Source organism: Tsukamurella paurometabola, from assembly GCF_900631615.1.
GTDB classification, from domain to species: Bacteria; Actinomycetota; Actinomycetes; order Mycobacteriales; family Mycobacteriaceae; genus Tsukamurella; species Tsukamurella paurometabola_A.
Window position 1 is genome coordinate 2,230,620 of record NZ_LR131273.1, and the last position, 16,672, is coordinate 2,247,291.

The 16,672-nt window shown below is 70.6% G+C and carries 16 protein-coding genes; 10 read left to right on the top strand and 6 right to left on the bottom strand.

Annotation, left to right across the window (positions count from 1 at the left end):
* Positions 1-23: 23 nt before the first annotated feature.
* Both ELY19_RS11065 and ELY19_RS11070 read left to right on the top strand, forming a co-directional pair.
* Entirely contained in the window at positions 24-1,418 is a 1,395-nt protein-coding gene (locus ELY19_RS11065) for an MFS transporter (protein WP_164711580.1), read from the top strand.
* A gap of 60 nt (positions 1,419-1,478) precedes the next feature.
* Positions 1,479-1,916, top strand: coding sequence for a DoxX family protein (locus tag ELY19_RS11070; RefSeq protein WP_126196243.1), 438 nt, complete (start codon positions 1,479-1,481; stop codon positions 1,914-1,916).
* Here the strand turns inward: ELY19_RS11070 and ELY19_RS11075 are convergent.
* The 3 genes from ELY19_RS11075 to ELY19_RS11085 are packed head-to-tail and all read right to left on the bottom strand — an operon-like array spanning position 1,904 to position 4,850.
* Positions 1,904-2,206 (bottom strand): thiamine-binding protein, encoded by a 303-nt coding sequence (locus ELY19_RS11075; RefSeq protein WP_126196244.1) that lies wholly within the window; start codon positions 2,204-2,206, stop codon positions 1,904-1,906. The two genes, ELY19_RS11070 and ELY19_RS11075, sit on opposite strands and share 13 nt — an antisense overlap.
* Positions 2,207-2,217: 11 nt before the next feature.
* Positions 2,218-2,850, bottom strand: coding sequence for a hypothetical protein (locus tag ELY19_RS11080; protein WP_126196245.1), 633 nt, complete (start codon positions 2,848-2,850; stop codon positions 2,218-2,220).
* A complete protein-coding gene (locus tag ELY19_RS11085) occupies positions 2,820-4,850 on the bottom strand; it encodes a prolyl oligopeptidase family serine peptidase (RefSeq protein ID WP_232015609.1) in 2,031 nt (676 codons plus the stop codon). The genes ELY19_RS11080 and ELY19_RS11085 overlap by 31 nt, the downstream gene beginning before the upstream one ends.
* A gap of 30 nt (positions 4,851-4,880) precedes the next feature.
* On the opposite strand from ELY19_RS11085, the gene lpdA reads away from it, so the two are divergent.
* The 3 genes from lpdA (at position 4,881) to thpD (ending at position 8,251) form a co-directional block, all read left to right on the top strand.
* A complete protein-coding gene (lpdA, locus tag ELY19_RS11090) occupies positions 4,881-6,263 on the top strand; it encodes a dihydrolipoyl dehydrogenase (protein WP_126196247.1) in 1,383 nt (460 codons plus the stop codon).
* Positions 6,264-6,444: 181 nt separating this feature from the next.
* Positions 6,445-7,221 carry a DUF4253 domain-containing protein gene (locus ELY19_RS11095; RefSeq protein WP_164711581.1) on the top strand — a complete coding sequence of 259 codons (777 nt, stop codon included), beginning with the start codon at positions 6,445-6,447 and terminating at the stop codon, positions 7,219-7,221.
* Between the two features lie 157 nt (positions 7,222-7,378).
* Positions 7,379-8,251 (top strand): ectoine hydroxylase, encoded by an 873-nt coding sequence (thpD, locus tag ELY19_RS11100; RefSeq protein ID WP_126196249.1) that lies wholly within the window; start codon positions 7,379-7,381, stop codon positions 8,249-8,251.
* 129 nt (positions 8,252-8,380) lie between these two features.
* Here thpD and ELY19_RS11105 read toward each other — a convergent pair whose 3' ends face one another.
* Both ELY19_RS11105 and ramB read right to left on the bottom strand, forming a co-directional pair.
* Positions 8,381-8,905, bottom strand: coding sequence for a carboxymuconolactone decarboxylase family protein (locus ELY19_RS11105; protein ID WP_126196250.1), 525 nt, complete (start codon positions 8,903-8,905; stop codon positions 8,381-8,383).
* A gap of 28 nt (positions 8,906-8,933) precedes the next feature.
* A complete protein-coding gene (gene ramB / locus ELY19_RS11110; RefSeq protein ID WP_126196251.1) occupies positions 8,934-10,334 on the bottom strand; it encodes an acetate metabolism transcriptional regulator RamB in 1,401 nt (466 codons plus the stop codon).
* Between the two features lie 403 nt (positions 10,335-10,737).
* Between ramB and aceA the strand changes: the two genes are divergently transcribed.
* The 4 genes from aceA to ELY19_RS11130 all read left to right on the top strand — a co-directional run bounded on the left by aceA (position 10,738) and on the right by ELY19_RS11130 (position 14,855).
* A complete protein-coding gene (aceA, locus tag ELY19_RS11115) occupies positions 10,738-12,030 on the top strand; it encodes an isocitrate lyase (protein WP_126196252.1) in 1,293 nt (430 codons plus the stop codon).
* 157 nt (positions 12,031-12,187) lie between these two features.
* Positions 12,188-13,057, top strand: a complete 870-nt coding sequence (locus ELY19_RS11120; RefSeq protein WP_126196253.1) for a 3-hydroxybutyryl-CoA dehydrogenase — start codon at positions 12,188-12,190, stop codon at positions 13,055-13,057.
* Positions 13,058-13,134: 77 nt separating this feature from the next.
* Positions 13,135-14,067: an NAD(P)/FAD-dependent oxidoreductase gene (locus ELY19_RS11125; RefSeq protein ID WP_126196254.1), complete on the top strand. Its 933-nt coding sequence runs from the start codon at positions 13,135-13,137 to the stop codon at positions 14,065-14,067.
* 35 nt (positions 14,068-14,102) lie between these two features.
* Positions 14,103-14,855 carry a class I SAM-dependent methyltransferase gene (locus tag ELY19_RS11130; RefSeq protein ID WP_126196255.1) on the top strand — a complete coding sequence of 251 codons (753 nt, stop codon included), beginning with the start codon at positions 14,103-14,105 and terminating at the stop codon, positions 14,853-14,855.
* Between the two features lie 30 nt (positions 14,856-14,885).
* On the opposite strand, the gene ELY19_RS11135 is transcribed toward ELY19_RS11130, so the two are convergent.
* Positions 14,886-15,770 carry a LysR family transcriptional regulator gene (locus ELY19_RS11135; RefSeq protein ID WP_126196256.1) on the bottom strand — a complete coding sequence of 295 codons (885 nt, stop codon included), beginning with the start codon at positions 15,768-15,770 and terminating at the stop codon, positions 14,886-14,888.
* A gap of 123 nt (positions 15,771-15,893) precedes the next feature.
* Here ELY19_RS11135 and ELY19_RS11140 point away from each other — a divergent pair, with 123 nt between their 5' ends.
* Positions 15,894-16,643 carry an SDR family oxidoreductase gene (locus ELY19_RS11140; protein WP_126196257.1) on the top strand — a complete coding sequence of 250 codons (750 nt, stop codon included), beginning with the start codon at positions 15,894-15,896 and terminating at the stop codon, positions 16,641-16,643.
* Positions 16,644-16,672: the final 29 nt, after the last annotated feature.

Below are 16,672 nucleotides of genomic sequence, written 5' to 3' on the forward strand. Positions count from 1 at the left end.
GGCCGATGCGGAGAGTCGAGACCGTGAACCGCACCGCCACCGATGAATCCGCCGCCGTCCCCGCGTCGCGGGGCGGCACCGCGAAGCTCCTCGCCCTCCTCGGATTCTCGACGATGCCGATGATCGACGCGACGATCGTCAACGTCGCGGCGCCGTCCATCGCTCGGGACCTCCCCGCGACCTCCACGCAGTTGCAGTTCGTCGTGGGCGGCTACCTGCTCGCCTACGGAGCGCTCATCATCACCGGCTCGCGGTGGGGCGCCCGCCACGGCCACGTCCGGGCCCTGCGCGCCGCCACGACGGGGTTCGTCCTCGCGTCCGCCGTCTGCGGCCTGGCACCGAACGCCGTCGTGCTCATCGCCGCCCGGGCGGTGCAGGGCGTGACCGCGGCGGCCATCATGCCGCAGGTCATGAGCCTGATCCAACGGAACTACGCCGGCCCCGCGCTGGCGCGCGCACTGTCGATGTTCAGCCTGACGACCGCGGCGGGCTTCATCCTCGGCCAGGTCGGGGGCGGCCTGCTCGTGGCCCTCGACCTCGCCGGCCTCGGCTGGCGGCTCGTCTTCCTGGTGAACCTCCCGATCGGCGTCGTGCTGCTGCTGGCCCTACGCCGGCACTTCCCGTCCGACGAGGGGGATCCGCAGACGCGGATGGACGCCGGGGGTGTCGTCGCCGGCGCCGCGGCGCTGCTGCTGCTCATCGCGCCGCTGACCTTCGGGCGCACCTACGGCTGGGCGCCGTGGGTGATCGGGCTGCTCGCTCTCGCCGTGCCCGCGTTCGCCGCCTTCTTCGGAGTCGAGCGCATCGTGGCCCGGCGCGGTGGAAGCCCGCTGGTCTCCGCGGAACTGGTGCGCTCGCAGGGATTCCCGACCGCCGTGGCGGTGGTGCTACTGGTGTTCGCGAACTACGCGGGGTTCCTCTTCACCACGACCCTGTTCCTCCAGGCCGACCACGGCTACGGACCGCTCGCCTCGGGCCTGTGGTTCCTGTGCTTCACGCCGGGGTTCGTCGCGGTCACCATCGGGTGGAAGCGGGTGCCCGCGCGGCTGCTGGGCCCGCTCGTCGCCGCCGGGGCCGTCGTGGTCGCGGTCGGGGATCTCCTGCTGTGGCGTGCGGCGCAATCCGCTGTGGTGGGAGTCGGTTTCGCGTTCTCGCTGCTGGTTCTCGGGACCGGGTTCGGCGCGATGTTCAGCCCGATCCTGACCGTCGCCCTGCGGTCGGTCGCGCCCGAGCGGGCGCCGGAGGCGAGCGGCGTGGTCACCACGATGTTCCAGGTGGGCAGCGCGATCGGCGTGGCGGTGATCGGCTCCGTCTACTTCGCCGGGGGAGGCCTGGCGGCGGCCGCGGTGTGGTCCGCGGCCTTCGCCGGCGCCGCGGCCGTGCTGGTGGTCGTGACCCGGGTGCGGGGTGGGGCCTAGGACGTCCGGCCCGGCCGCGTCGGCTGCGACGGTGCCCCACCTTCCGTACTCTTCGAGGGCGTGGATACGACGAGGGACCTCTGGCTGCTGGTGACGCGGGCGAGCGTCGGGGTGATGTTCTTCCTCAGCGGGTGGGGCAAGGCGGCGAACCCGAAGAGGTTCGCCGCCGACTTCGCGGCCTGGGGCATCCCCGAGCCCGACCTCGCCTCGACCGCCACGGCGTGGGCGGAGCTGGTCCTCGGCGCGCTCCTGGTGCTGGGGCTGCTCACCCGGCTCGCGGCCGCGGGCCTCGCCGTCACCATGCTGGGCGCGATCTACTACTCGGTGTGGCCCGCGGCGACCGAGGCCTCCACCACCTTCACCGGCTTCCTGAGCCAGTTCTTCTACAGCCCCGAATGGCTGCTGCTCCTGGTGCTCCTGGCCCTCGCGGGTGCCGGCCCCGGCCGGTTCGCCCTCGACGAGCCCTTCGGCGTGGAGGCCCGGCTTCAGCGCAGGTGATGCTCCACCCGCTCGACCTTCGCGGTGAGCTGGCCCGTGTGCCCGGGACGGATGTCGCACTTGACCACGAGGGAGACGCGGGGCGCGGTCTCCGCGAGGCGGTCGACGCACGCCTTGATGACGCCCATCACCTCGTCCCACTCGCCCTCGATGGTGGTGAACATCGACGTCGTCTCGTTGGGCAGGCCGGAGGCGCGCACGATGGCGACCGCCTCCGCGACCGCCGCGGCGACGCCGCCGTCGGCGCTCTGGTCGCCGCCCATCGGGCTGATCGAGAATGCAGCGAGCATGAGGAGTCCTTTCAGTTCCGGGCGGTGCCGGGATCGGTGGTCGAGCGGTGCGAATCCGCAAGGATGCGGAGGAATCCGAGGCCGTAGCCGAGGGTGCAGAGGGCGAGCGCGCCGCCCGCGATCGCGTGGCCGGTTCCGGGAGTGACGACGCCCGCGGCCATGAGACCGATCGCCGTCCCGGCGGCGACGGTGCCGACGGTGCCGGTGGCGACGTGCATCGGCTGCGGGCCATCGAGCAGGAAGACGAAGAAGTGCAGCGCCACGATGAGCGCGATCGCGGGTGCGATGTACTGGGAGTGACCGGTGCGGTTCAGCGAGACGACGGCGATCAGCGCGGCCACGATCTCGGCTGCGACGGCGGTCCGGAACACGGACCGCGATGCGCCCCCTGCCCGCGGCCGGCCGGTCCTTCCGGACGATCCGGGCCCCGTCGTCGCCGCGGCGTCGGCCCGGCCGCGGCCGCGGGCGAGGGCGACAGCGCTGACCATCACCCCGGCGCCCGCCACCGCGAGCACAGCACCGACGACGGGCACCGCGCGCAAACTCAGGACGGACCACAGCACCGTCATCGCGCCCATGAAGACCGCCGGCGAGCGCGCACTGCGGACGGGCGTCACCGGTCCGCGGATCCCAGTTCGCGCCACAGGAACTCGTACGCGAGGGCGGATTTGAAGGCGGCCTGCTTGTTGTCGGCCGCGCCGCCGTGGCCGCCCTCGATGTTCTCGTAGTAGTCCACCTCGATGCCGCGCTCGCGCAGCGCCGCGACGAACTTGCGGGCGTGGCCCGGGTGCACGCGGTCGTCCCGGGTCGACGTGGTGACAAGGAGCGCCGGCAGGTCCCCCGGACCGTCGGGCAGGTTCTGGTACGGCGAGTACTCGCTGATGTACGCCCACTGCGCGGGATCGTCGGGGTCGCCGTACTCGGCCATCCACGACGCCCCGGCGAGGAGCTGGTGGTAGCGCCGCATGTCGAGCAGCGGGACCTGGCAGACGATGGCACCGAACAGCTCCGGGTACCGCGTGTACATCACACCCATCAGCAGGCCGCCGTTGCTCCCGCCCTGCGCGCCCAGCTGCTCGCGCGTGGTGATGCCCCGCGCCACGAGATCCCGCGCCACGGCGGCGAAGTCCTCGTAGGCGCGCAACCGGTTCTCCTTGAGCGCGGCCGTGTGCCAGTCCGGGCCGTACTCGCCGCCGCCGCGGATGTTCGCCAGCACGTAGACGCCACCCCGCTCGATCCACGAGACCCCGGACACCGGCGTGTAATCCGGCGTCAGCGAGACCTCGAACCCGCCGTAGCCGTAGAGCAGTGTCGGCTGCGGACCGTCCGCCGGCTTGCGCACGACGAAGTAGGGGACCCGCGTGCCGTCGTCGCTCGTGGCGAAGAACTGCTCGGCCGTGACGCCCTCGGTGTCGTAGAACGCGGGCGCGGCCTTCAGCGGCTCCACCGAACCGCCCGCCTCGCCGTGCAACAGTGTCGGCGGCAGGGTGAAACCACTGGCAGTGGCGAAGATCTCGTCGCCCTCGCGCGGATCGGTGTAGTAGACGCCGATCTCCGCGAGCTCCGGGAAGCCGCGCGTCTCCCGCGTCTCCCACGTGCCGGGTTCGAGGGTGTGCAGCTCCGAGCGCACGTCCCGCATCGTCGACAACAGGAGGTAGGACTTGGTCCACGAGTACCCCGCGAGCGCCGTGTGCGCGTCGGGGGTGAAGACGGTGCTGTACTCGCGTGAACCCGCCCGGTAGGCGTCGAAGTCGAAGGCCACCAGGGCACCCGGCTCGACCACGCCGCCGGGAAGTTCCCATGCGGACTTCGGGCGCACCAGCAGCCGCGACTCGTGCACGTCCGCATCGGCGTCCGTCGGCACGTCGATCCGCTCCAGCGCCAGCGTGTCCGGGTCGAGGAGGTAGATCTCGCTGTTGTAGAAGTCGATGGCGCGCGAGACGAAATGCCGCTCGTATCCGGGGGTGTCGTCGTAGCCGGCGCCGATGGAGACATCCGAGTGGTGGCCCTCGTAGACCAGGTCCGCGTGGCCGAGCGGGGTGTCGCGGCGCCACCGCTTCACCAGCCGCGGGTACCCGGAATCGGTGAGCGAGCCCGGACCGAAGTCGGTGCCCACGTACACGGTGTCCTTGTCGATCCACGAGATGCGGCTCTTGGCCTCCGGGAGGGAGAAGCCGTCGTCGACGAACTCCCGGCGCGAGATGGAGAACTCGCGCACCACCGTCGCGTCGGCACCGCCGCGCGAGAGGGAGACGAGCGCCCGGTCGTACGGCGCACCGTCGGGCGACTCCGAGCGGAGGACGGCGGCCCCGCCCCACACCCAGTTCTCGCCCTCGGCCTCGCGGAGGGCGTCGACGTCGATGACGACGTCCCACTCGGGGGCGTCCGTGCGGAAGGACTCGAGGGTCGTGCGGCGCCACAGCCCGTACGGGTGATCGGCGTCGCGCCAGAAGTTCCACAGGTACTCGCCGCGGCGCACCGGGTAGGGGATGCGCTGGTCGGTGTCGAGGATGGCGAGGACGCCCGCCTCCAGCTCGTCGAACCGCGGTCCGGTCAGGCGCGCGGTACTCGCGGCGTTGCGTTCCCGGGCCCAATCCAGGGCAGTGGCGGATTCCACGTCTTCGAGCCATGCGTACTGGTCCATGGACTCCACACTAGGGCTACCCTGAATGCCGTGGCTGATCACTTTGACACTGTTGTTCTCGGCGCCGGCCCAGGAGGCTACGTCGCCGCAATTCGCGCCGCCCAACTCGGGCAGAAGGTCGCGGTCATCGAGGAGAAGTACTGGGGCGGTGTGTGCCTGAACGTGGGCTGCATCCCGTCGAAGGCGCTCCTGAAGAACGCCGAGCTGGCGCACACCTTCACGCACAAGGCGCAGCTGTTCGGCATCTCCGGCGACGTCTCCTTCGACTTCGGGGCCGCGTTCGACCGCAGCCGCAAGGTGTCGGAGGGGATCGTCAAGGGCGTTCACTTCCTGATGAAGAAGAACAAGATCACCGAGATCAACGGCTACGGCACCTTCGTGGACGCGCACACCATCCAGGTGGGCGACCAGACGGTGACGGGCGACAACATCATCATCGACACGGGCTCGACGGTGCGCCTCCTGCCGGGCGTCACGTTGTCCGACAACGTGGTCACCTACGAGGAGCAGATCCTCACCCGCGACCTGCCCGCGTCGATCGCGATCGTGGGCGCCGGCGCCATCGGCATGGAGTTCGCGTACGTCCTCAAGAACTACGGCGTGGACGTCACCATCATCGAGTTCCTCGACCGCGCGCTGCCCAACGAGGACGCCGACGTCTCCAAGGAGATCGCCAAGCAGTACAAGAAGCTGGGCGTGAACATCCTGACCTCCACCAAGGTCGAGTCGGTCGACGACCAGGGCTCGCAGGTCGTCGTGAAGTACACCGGCCCCAAGGGGCCCGGCGAGATCACCGTCTCCAAGGTGCTCATGTCGATCGGCTTCGCGCCCCGCGTCGAGGGCTTCGGCCTGGAGAAGACGGGCGTCGCCCTGACCGAGCGCGGCGCCATCGCCATCGACGACTACATGCGCACCAACGTGCCCGGCGTGTACGCGATCGGCGACGTCACCGCGAAGCTGCAGCTGGCGCACGTCGCCGAGGCGCAGGGCGTCGTGGCCGCGGAGACCATCGCGGGCGCGGAGACCCAGACGCTGGGCGACTACCGCATGATGCCGCGCGCCACCTTCTGCCAGCCGCAGGTCGCCTCGTTCGGCCTCACCGAGCAGCAGGCCCGCGACGAGGGCTACGACGTCAAGACCGCGACGTTCCCCTACTCGGCGAACGGCAAGGCACAGGGCCTCGGCGACGCCGTCGGCTTCGTCAAGCTGGTCTCCGACGCCAAGTACGGCGAGCTGCTCGGCGGCCACCTCATCGGCCCCGACGTCTCCGAACTGCTGCCCGAGCTGACCCTCGCGCAGAAGTGGGACCTCACCGTCAACGAGCTGGCCCGCAACGTGCACACGCATCCGACGCTGTCCGAGGCGCTGCAGGAGTCCATCCACGGCCTCGCCGGCCACATGATCAACCTGTAGCCATCGCGCTTCCCGGCGGCCCGGCACCGATCGACGGTGCCGGGCCGTCGTGCTTTCCGGGATCGGTCCTCGGCGAGCTCACGGCGTAAGCATGCCTTTGGTGGGCGCCTACCGGCGATTCCTAGGTTCGTCCGTGGGCAGGGACGAACCTGCACGACCGATCACCACGAGGGGCGACACCATGTTCAGTGCGACACCAGGAGACCTTCCGGAAGCGGGCGCCACGGAGATCGCGGGGATCGACCTGCCCCGGGGGCGGACCGTGGCCGGATCGGGCGGAGACGGCCGTGCCGTGGCCTGGATCAGCGAGGACGTCCTCACCGCGGATGAGCTCGGTGATCTCGTACGCCGGCTCGCGGGCGTGTTCGACCGCACGGGCCTGTGGCCGGTGCAGGTGCCCAAGCAGTACATGGGGTCCGACCCGGACGTGCCGTGGCGCGAGGGGCGACCGGAACCGCCGGTCACCGAGATCCCCGACCCGCTCGACGTCGTGCTCCGCTACGCTGCCGAGGACGCGGCGGCGATCGACGACGACGATGACGACCCCACCTCCCCGCCGCCGGTGACGGGCCTCGCGCCCGTGCAGCGCGGGCCCGACCCGCAGGCCGGCGAGCTCGACGCTCCGGAGGACGGAGCGCTGCTCCTGGTCCCCGTCGCCCGGCCGGCCGACGTTCCCGCCGCGCTCGGATGGGACGGCGCCGTCAACGCCGACCTGGACGCGGGTGACGTGACCGCCGTCGTCCGTTCCTGGGAGGACCGGTTCGGGGCGGTCCTCCTGAGTCTCGGCCTCGACACGATGTCGCTCCAGGTGACCCGGCGCCCCGAGACGCGTGCGCAGCTGGACGCCCTGGCCTACGAGCACTACGCCTTCTGCTCGGACAACTACAGCCACGACGTCTTCAGCAGTTATCGCACCGGGCTGAGCGAATGGAGGCGCTGGGACTTCTGGTGGGACTGAGCGGCCGAGTTGGACACTCGTGCCGGACCCTGGCATGGTCGGGACCGCGGCGTGGCGTGGCCACGGCGCCGGGTCGAGAAAGGGCATCGGTCACCGTCTTCACGTCCTCGCCGCGAGGCACGCAGTGGAAAGCGCACTGCCCGGACGGAAGGAATCGATGAACAACGCAGCAACGCTCACCGACAACTACCCGACGCGCGTCGACCAGAGCGAGATCCACGACCGCCACGACCCCGTCGTCTGGCCCGGCCGCTCCGGCCCCTGGTCCGACACCGCCGTCGACGACTTCGCCGCGAACGGCTTCCGCAGCGTGGAGGGTGTGCTCGGCGCCGACGACATCCGTGACGTGCGCGCCGAGATCGACGCCGTGACCACCCGGCTCGGCGACGACGAGCGGGTGATCCGCGAGACCTCCGACGGCAGCGTGCGGTCGGTGTTCGCGGTGCACGAGCTCAGCGAGAAGATCGCGGCGATCATCGCCCGCGACGAGGTGTCGGGCGTCGCCCGGCAGCTGCTCGGCGACGACGTCTACGTGCACCAGAGCCGGGTCAACCTCAAGCCGGGCTTCGCCGGCGGCCCCTTCTACTGGCACAGCGACTTCGAGACCTGGCACGCCGAGGACGGCATGCCCTCCCCGCGTGCGGTGAGCGTCTCGCTGGCGCTCACGCCGAACACGCCCTTCAACGGCTCGCTGATGATCATGCCGGGCTCGCACCGCAAGTTCGTCTCCTGCGTGGGGCGCACGCCCGGCGAGTACCACCTCGAGTCGCTGAAGTCCTACCGGCCGCCCTTCGGCACGCCGGAGGAGAGCGACATCGCCTCGATGGCCGACGAGTACGGCATCGAGCAGATCACCGGCGGCGCGGGCAGCGCGCTCTACTTCGACTGCAACTGCCTGCACGCCTCCGCGGGGAACATCTCGCCCTACCCGCGGTCGAACCTGTTCGTGGTGTTCAACGCGGTGTCGAACGCGCTCCAGGAGCCGTTCGCCGCCGACGCGCGTCGCCCGGAGTACCTGGCGACCCGCTGACGCCCTCCGAAAGTCGAATCCTGCGGCGCGACGCGACGTATGCCGTCGCGATGCGCCGCTGGATTCGACTTTCGCGACGGTCAGTGGTGACCACCTGCACGCTCGGCGGGCGGCGTCGATGTCGCATGATCAGGGCTTCTCCGGCTGGATACCGAGGACGTCGATCGCGGTCGCGAGACCGTCGTAGTTCGTCGCGAGCATGACGATCTCCACCAGCCTGCGCTCGTCGTAGAACGCCGCGAGGCGGGCCCACGACTCGTCGGTGACGGCCTTCTCGTCGACCAGCTCGGTGACCACGTCGAGCAGCGCCGCGCTGCGCTCGTCCCAGCCGGAGCCGTCGAAGATGCGCTCGAACTGCGCTTCGGTGAGTCCGGCCCGGGCCCCGATGCGGCGGTGGTGCCCCAGCTCGTAGTCGCTCCCGCGCAGGTACGCGACGCGGACGATCACCGTCTCCGACTCCGAGCGCTTCAGCGCGCCGAAGGGCATGAGCATCCCCGAGTAGCCGAGCCAGCCGACGAACAGCCGCTTGGTGCGGCCGAGCGTGGAGAACAGGTGCATGTCGTCGGCGCGGATGGCCTTCGCACCGATCCGGGCGATGGCGTAGTTGATCGGGCCGAGCTGGCGGAGTCCGCCGGGAGTCACGCGCGGTGTCATGACCCGACGCTACCGCCCCGCGGGAGCCCTACCGGACGAGGTAGGGCGAGATGGTGGAGCGGTGCTCGTCGATGTCCAGAGCCTTGCCGATCGCGGGGAAGGCGCGCTGGGGGCAGCCGGCGCGCTCACAGACGCGGCAGCCCGCGCCGATGGGGGTGGCGTTGGCGTCCGAGAGGTCCAGGCCGCGGGCGTAGACGAGCCGGTGGGCGTGCCGCAGCTCGCAGCCGATGCCGATCGCGAAGGTCTTCCCGGGCTGCCCGTACCGCGCCGCCCGCCGCTCGACGGTGCGCGCGACCCACAGGTAGTTGCGGCCGTCGGGCATCTCCACGATCTGCGTGATGATCTTGCCCGGCCACGCGAAGGTCTCGTAGACGTTCCACAGCGGGCAGGTGCCGCCGGACGCGGAGAAGTGGAAGCCCGTGGAGCTCTGCCGCTTGCTCATGTTGCCCGCGCGGTCGACGCGGACGAACGAGAGCGGCACGCCGCGCAGGTTCGGCCGCTGCAGTGTCGACAGCCGGTGCGCGATGGTCTCGTAGCTCACCGAGAAGAACGCCGACAGCCGTTCGATGTCGTACTCGAACTCCTCCGCCGCGCCGTGGAACTGCGTGTACGGCAGCACGACGGCCGCCGCGTAGTAGTTCGCGAGCCCCAGCCGCGCCAGCCGCCCGGCCTCCTCCGAGCCGAAGCCGGCACCGTCGACCAGGGCGTCGATCTCCCGGCCGCACTCCAGATAGGCGAGCTCGGCGGCCATCTTGAAGACCTGCTGCCCGGTGGAGAGGTGCCGGTTGATCTCCAGCACGCGGGTGCGGGGGTCGTAGCGGTGCAGCACCGTCTCCCCGAGGTCGACGCGGCGGCGGATCGACACGTTGTGGACGGCCTCGAGGCGCGTGACGATCTCGGTGCGGACATCGGCGTTGTGCATGCGCATCCGCGCGGTGAGCTCCTCGGCGGCGACGTCGAGCTCGTGGAAGTAGTTCTGCCGCTGGTAGAAGAAGTCCCGCACCTCCTCGTGCGGATTGGGGATCGCGCCGCGGGCCCCGGGGTCGTTGCGGCCGTCGGTGACCTGCGCCAGCTGGTCGGCGGCGCCCAGGTAGCGGCGGTGCAGCGCGACCATGGCGCGGGCGAACCCGGGATGGTCGCGGGCGAGCTCGGACAGCTCGTCGGTGCTGGTCGGCGCGTCGACGTCCATGGTGACCTCGCGCAGCTCCGCGATCAGCCGCGTCTGGTCCTGGGAGTTGAAGAAGGAGGTGTCGACCCCGAAGACATCGGTGATCTTCAGCAGCACGGGCACGCTGAGCGGCCGCACGTCGTGCTCGATCTGGTTCAGGTACGACGGCGAGATCTCCAGCGCCTCCGCGAGGGACGCCTGCGACAGCCCGCGCTCCTTGCGCAGACCGCGGAGTCGTGCCCCCACGAAGGTCTTGGACATGGAGCGAAGTTTAGTCGCGGACGCCCAGCTACCGTCGGGTTCCGGCGGTTCACGCACGGCTTCGCAGTGAGGTGTGTCACACCGGAGCGCCCGTGATGCGCGGCGGGGCGGCGGCGGACCGTCGGGAACGGGCGACGGGGCCCGAATGCCGGGGCCCGCAAACTCCCAGTACGGGCGTACTTTTTCCCGCGAGGTTCGCTCTGGACCTTCGCAGGATTAGCAAGATCGGCGTGATTTCATGGCTTGCTTTGGCATCATCGACCGTCTTGGCCTGCAGCTTTAGGTGTGGCACAGTAGGCGAAGGCGCAACGCCGGGACTGCGAATCGGGTTAGCGATGACCCCTCGCTCAGCCGCCTGGTGGCCGATCAGATCCACATCGACGCAGAGAAGAACGGGGAGCCAATGAGCACCGTCGGACAGCCGAGGACCGCCGCCGAGATCCAGCAGGATTGGGACACCAACCCGCGCTGGAAGGGCATCAAGCGTGACTACACCGCCGCCCAGGTCGAGGAGCTTCAGGGCACCGTCGTCGAGGACCACACCCTCGCGCGCCGTGGCGCCGAGATCCTCTGGGAGGGCGTGACCAAGGGCGACGACAGCTACATCAACGCCCTGGGTGCCCTCACCGGCAACATGGCCGTGCAGCAGGTGCGCGCCGGCCTCAAGGCCATCTACCTCTCCGGCTGGCAGGTCGCCGGTGACGCGAACCTCTCGGGCCACACCTACCCCGACCAGTCGCTGTACCCGGCCAACTCGGTCCCGGCCGTCGTGCGTCGCATCAACAACGCGCTGCTCCGCGCCGACGAGATCTCCCGCGTCGAGGGCGACACGTCGGTCGACAACTGGCTCGTCCCGATCGTCGCGGACGGCGAGGCCGGCTTCGGTGGCGCGCTGAACGTCTACGAGCTGCAGAAGGCCATGATCGCCGCGGGTGCCGCCGGCACCCACTGGGAGGATCAGCTCGCCTCGGAGAAGAAGTGCGGCCACCTCGGCGGCAAGGTTCTCATCCCCACCCAGCAGCACATCCGCACGCTGACCTCGGCCCGTCTGGCCGCGGACGTCGCGAACACCCCCACCGTCGTCATCGCGCGCACCGACGCCGAGGCCGCCACCCTGATCACCTCGGACGTGGACGACCGCGACAAGCCCTTCGTCACCGGTGAGCGCACCGCCGAGGGCTTCTACAACGTCAAGAACGGCATCGAGCCCTGCATCGCTCGCGCCAAGGCCTACGCCCCGTACGCCGACCTCATCTGGATGGAGACCGGCACCCCGGATCTCGAGCTCGCCAAGAAGTTCGCCGAGTCGGTCAAGGCCGAGTTCCCGGACCAGCTCCTGGCCTACAACTGCTCGCCGTCCTTCAACTGGAAGCAGCACCTGGACGACGCGACCATCGCGAAGTTCCAGAACGAGCTGGGCGCCATGGGCTTCAAGTTCCAGTTCATCACCCTGGCAGGCTTCCACGCCCTCAACTACTCGATGTTCGACCTGGCCTACGGCTACGCCCGTGAGCAGATGAAGGCGTACGTCGAGCTGCAGGAGAAGGAGTTCGCGTCGGAGGCCCGTGGCTACACCGCCACGAAGCACCAGCGCGAGGTCGGCGCCGGCTACTTCGACCGCATCGCCACCACCGTCGACCCGGAGAGCTCGACCACCGCGCTCAAGGGCTCGACCGAGGAGGGCCAGTTCCACTAGGAACTGGCAGGCCCGCCTCTCCGGGAATCTAGCCGATCGCAGGCGGTCCGTGACTTTCGTCGCGGGCCGCCTGTGGCGTAGGTGCGTACGTTCCGGGCGTACCCCTGCAGAGTTACCTCCATCTCGCCTCAGGCGGTTGTTACGTTAGGAAATTCTCATGAGTGAAGCTGTATCCAGGGTCGGCGTGGTCGGCGCGGGCCAGATGGGCGGCGGTATCGCCGAGGTGTCCGCCCGTGCGGGTGCCGACGTACTGGTCTGGGAGGCCACCGAGGAGCTCGCGGCAGGTGGCCGCGCCCGCATCCTCAAGTCGCTCGATCGTGCCGTGTCCAGCGGCAAGATCACCGAGCGCGAGCGCGACCAGGCCGCCGAGCGCCTGACCTTCACCACCGACCTCGCCGACTTCGCCGACCGCCAGCTGGTGGTCGAGGCGATCGTCGAGAACGAGGCCGTGAAGGCGGAGATCTTCGGCAAGCTCGACGAGGTCGTCACCGACCCCGACGCCGTGCTCGCGTCCAACACCTCGTCGCTGCCGATCCAGCGCATCGCCACCGCCACGAAGAACCCGGGCCGTGTGCTGGGCCTGCACTTCTTCAACCCGGTGCCCGTGCTGCCGCTGGTCGAGGTCATCAGCTCGCTGTCGACGTCGGAGTCCGCCGCGGCCCGCGCCGAGCAGTTCGCCTCCGAGGTGCTGGGCAAGCAGGTCGTGCGCGCCACCGACCGCTCGGGCTTCATCGTCAACGCGCTGCTGGTCCCGTACCTGCTGTCCGCGATCCGTATGTACGAGTCGGGCTTCGCGACCGCCGAGGACATCGACAAGGGCATGATGCTCGGCTGCGCGCACCCGATGGGCCCGCTCAAGCTGGCCGACCTCGTGGGCCTGGACACGGTGAAGTTCATCGCCGACGCGATGTACGCCGAGTACAAGGAGCCCACCTACGCCGCACCGCCGCTGCTGCTGCGCCTGGTGGAGGCCGGCTACGTCGGCAAGAAGTCGGGCCGCGGGATCTACGAGTACCCCGCGAAGTAGTTCGCGGGTAGCGAACACTGTTGCTGAACCGGCAAGGAGACTTGCCGGTTCAGCTGTTCTCGGCGCACGGTGAGTGCATGAGCGAGAACATCATCGACACCGTCATCATCGGCGGCGGGGCCGCCGGGCTCACCGCCGCGCAGGTCCTCGGCCGGGCGCGACGTGCGGTCACCGTCGTCGACGCGGGCGCGCCCCGCAACGCCCCGGCCGTGCACATGCACGGCTACCTCGGGCACGACGGACTGAACCCCGCCGAGCTGCTCGCGATCGGTCGCCGGGAGGCGCAGGCCTACGGCGTGCGCATCCTCCCCGGTGCCGCGACCGCCGCGCGCCGCGACGGCGACCTCCTCGAGATCACCGTCGGCGACGAGGTGCTGCGCGCCCGAACCCTGCTCGTCGCGACCGGCCTGCGCGACGTACTCCCCGCGATCGACGGCCTCGCCGAGCGGTTCGGCCGCGACGCCATCCACTGCCCGTTCTGCCACGGCTACGAGGTGCGCGACCGGCCGCTGGCGGTGCTCGGCGGCGACAACGCCGCGATGTCGGTGCACCAGGCGCTGCTCATCCCGCAGTGGTCCCGCGACCTGGTCTTCTTCACCAACGGCCTCGACGTCCCCGACGCAGACCGGGAGCGGATCGAGGCGCGCGGGACGCGCATCGTCGACGGTGCCGTGGCGGGCCTCGTCGTCGAGGGCGACGCGGTGCGCGCCGTCCGGCTCGCCGACGGCACCGAGATCGCGCGGGAGGCCGTCTTCGTCGGCCCGCGGTTCGTGCCGCAGGACGAGCTACTGCTGCAACTGGGCGCCGAGCGCGGGGACAACGGCTTCGTCGCCACCGACCCCATGGGCGGCGTGCTGCCGGGCGTGTGGGCGGCGGGCAACGTCGTGAGCCCGATGGCGCAGGTCATCGTCGCGGCCGGGGCGGGTTCCAGCGCCGCCGCCGGGATCAGCGCACACCTGCTCGAGCGCGACATCGCGGCGGACCTCGCCCGCGTCGCGCCCGCGATCTGACCCGGCCCGGAGGGCGGCGCGCTAGCGTGGGCGCCATGACCAGCGCACTCGACCGGGTGGAGGCCCTGCTCGACCCCGGCCGCCTCGGCCGCGAGCCCGACCGCAGCCACGGCTATCTCGACGTGCTCGCCCCCGACAGCGGGAAGCCGGCGGGGCTGAGCAACGCGCTGATGCACAACCCGGCGCTGGCCGCGGTCTACGAGAAGGCGTGGCGACCGGCCTTCACCCGGCTGTTCAGCCTGGGCGGCACAGGCACCCTGAGCCGCACCGACGTGCTCCTCGACGAGCTCACCGGCCGCGGCGACCAGAAGCTTCTCGACGTGGCCTGCGGGCCCGGCCTCTACACGAAGCCGCTCGCCCGCAAGCTCAGCGACGAGGGCGTGGTCGTCGGCCTCGACGTCTCCCCGGCCATGCTGCAGCGGGCCGTCCGCGACAACGCCGACGACCGCGTCGCCTACGTGCGCGGCAGCGCCCTCGAGCTGCCCTTCCCGGACGATACGTTCGACACGGTGGTCTGCCTCGCGGCGCTGTACCTGATCCCGGCGCCGCGGATCGCCGTCCGCGAGATCTGCCGCGTCGCCGAGCCCGGCGGCCGCGTCGCGCTGTTCACCTCGCTGCAGACGCCGCTGACCTCGGTCCTGGGCTCGTCGACGGCGGAGCGGGTCTCCGGGTTCCGCTGGTTCGGCAAGGACGAGATCACCGGTTGGCTGCGCGAGTACGGCCTCGTCGACGTGCAGCAGACCGTCAGCGGGCAGGGGCAGTTCGTGACGGCCCGTAAACCGCGGTGACCCGCCCGCAGTGACCCGGCCCGGCGGCGGTCACGCCGGGGGATAGGCGGCGAGCAGCTCCGCGCGCAGCGGGTCGGTCGTGTGCGGAAGCCACAGGGCCTGCACCGGGACCTGCGGCGCGTCGTCGAGCTCGACGACCATCACCCGCCCGCCGGACCGCGGCCCCGCGGGATCCGTGACGAACGCGGCCGCGTGCGGCGAGGTGAGCACGGCCGTCGCGGGCGGCGTGCCCTGCACCCGGTTCACCAGCAGGTCCGGCTCGAAGCCCGCACGCCGGCACTGCGCGACGAGGAAGTCCGTGTAGAACGACGCGTGCGGCGGGGCCCACACCACGATCGGCGACGCGGCCAGGTCCGCGAGCGTCAGGGAATCCCGGCCCGCCAGCTCGTGATCGCGGTGCAGCGCCACCCGCATCCGGTGATAGGTGAGAGTGACGCCGGCGAGCCGGTCCGGGAGCGCGACGCCCCGCCGCAGCACCACGTCCACGGTGCCCCGCTCCAGTTCGCCGGTCATCGCCGAGGGGAACAGCTCACGCACCGTGATCGACGGCGACTCCGGACGGTCGATGAGCGGTTCGAGCAGCTCGTAGGCCTCGTCCGCGGTCACAGCGGGGCTGCGGCCCACGACGAAGACCCGCGGGCGGTCCGTCCCCGCGGCGCGGGCCCGCGCGGCGAGCAGGCGGGCGCCCGACAGGACGGACGGCGCACCGTCGTACAGGGTGTGCGCGGCGGCGGTGGGGGCGAGGCGACGACCGGACCGCGTGAACAGGGGCGTGCCGAGCTCGCGCTCGAGCTGGCGCAGCGCGGCCGAGAGCGCCTGCTGGCTCAGGTGCAGGCGGGCGGCCGCGGCGGCGAGCGAGGGCTCCTCCATCGCCGCGACGAACTGTTCGAGGCGGCGGAGGTCGGGTGTGGTCACACGACCAGCATTGCACAACTAGAAGTGGTTGATAGTCCGGAAAGTTTCGATTGTCAGTTGAGCTTCCAGCTCGTACGTTGGGTATTGCAAAGGCTTCACCAACCCGACGAAGGAGAGACATCCATGACGAAGCTCGCAGGCAAGACCGCAGTCGTCGCCGGTGGCGGCAAGAACCTCGGTGGCCTGGTCAGCCGACACCTCGCCGGCCTCGGCGCCAACGTCGTCGTGCACTACAACAGCCCGTCGTCGGAGGCGGAGGCGCGCGAGACCGCGGCCGCCGTCGAGGCCGCGGGCACGAAGGCGCTGCTGTTCCAGGGCGACCTGACCGCGCCCGCCAAGGTCACCGAGCTGTTCGACGCGGCCGTCGCCGAGTTCGGCGGTGTCGACGTCGCGGTGAACACCGTCGGCAAGGTGCTGCGCAAGCCGATCCTCGAGACCAGCGAGGAGGAGTACGACTCCATGCTGGACATCAACGCCAAGGCCGCCTACTTCTTCATCAAGGAGGCCGGCCGCACGCTCAACGACGACGGCACGCTCATCACCATCGTGACCGCGCTGCTCGGCGCCTTCACCGACGGCTACTCCACCTACGCGGGCGGTAAGTCGCCGGTCGAGCACTTCAACCGTGCCGCCGCCAAGGAGTTCGGCGTCCGCGGGATCAGCGTCAACGCCATCGCGCCCGGCCCGATGGACACGCCCTTCTTCTACGGCCAGGAGACGCCGGAGCGCGTCGAGTTCCACAAGTCGCAGGGCATGGGCAACCGCCTGACGTTCATCGAGGACATCGCGCCGATCGTCGACTTCCTCTCCACCGACGGCCACTGGATCACCGGGCAGACGCTGTTCGCGAACGGCGGCTACACCACGCGCTGATTCGGGTGCGCGCCGGCGGTCCACCCGGC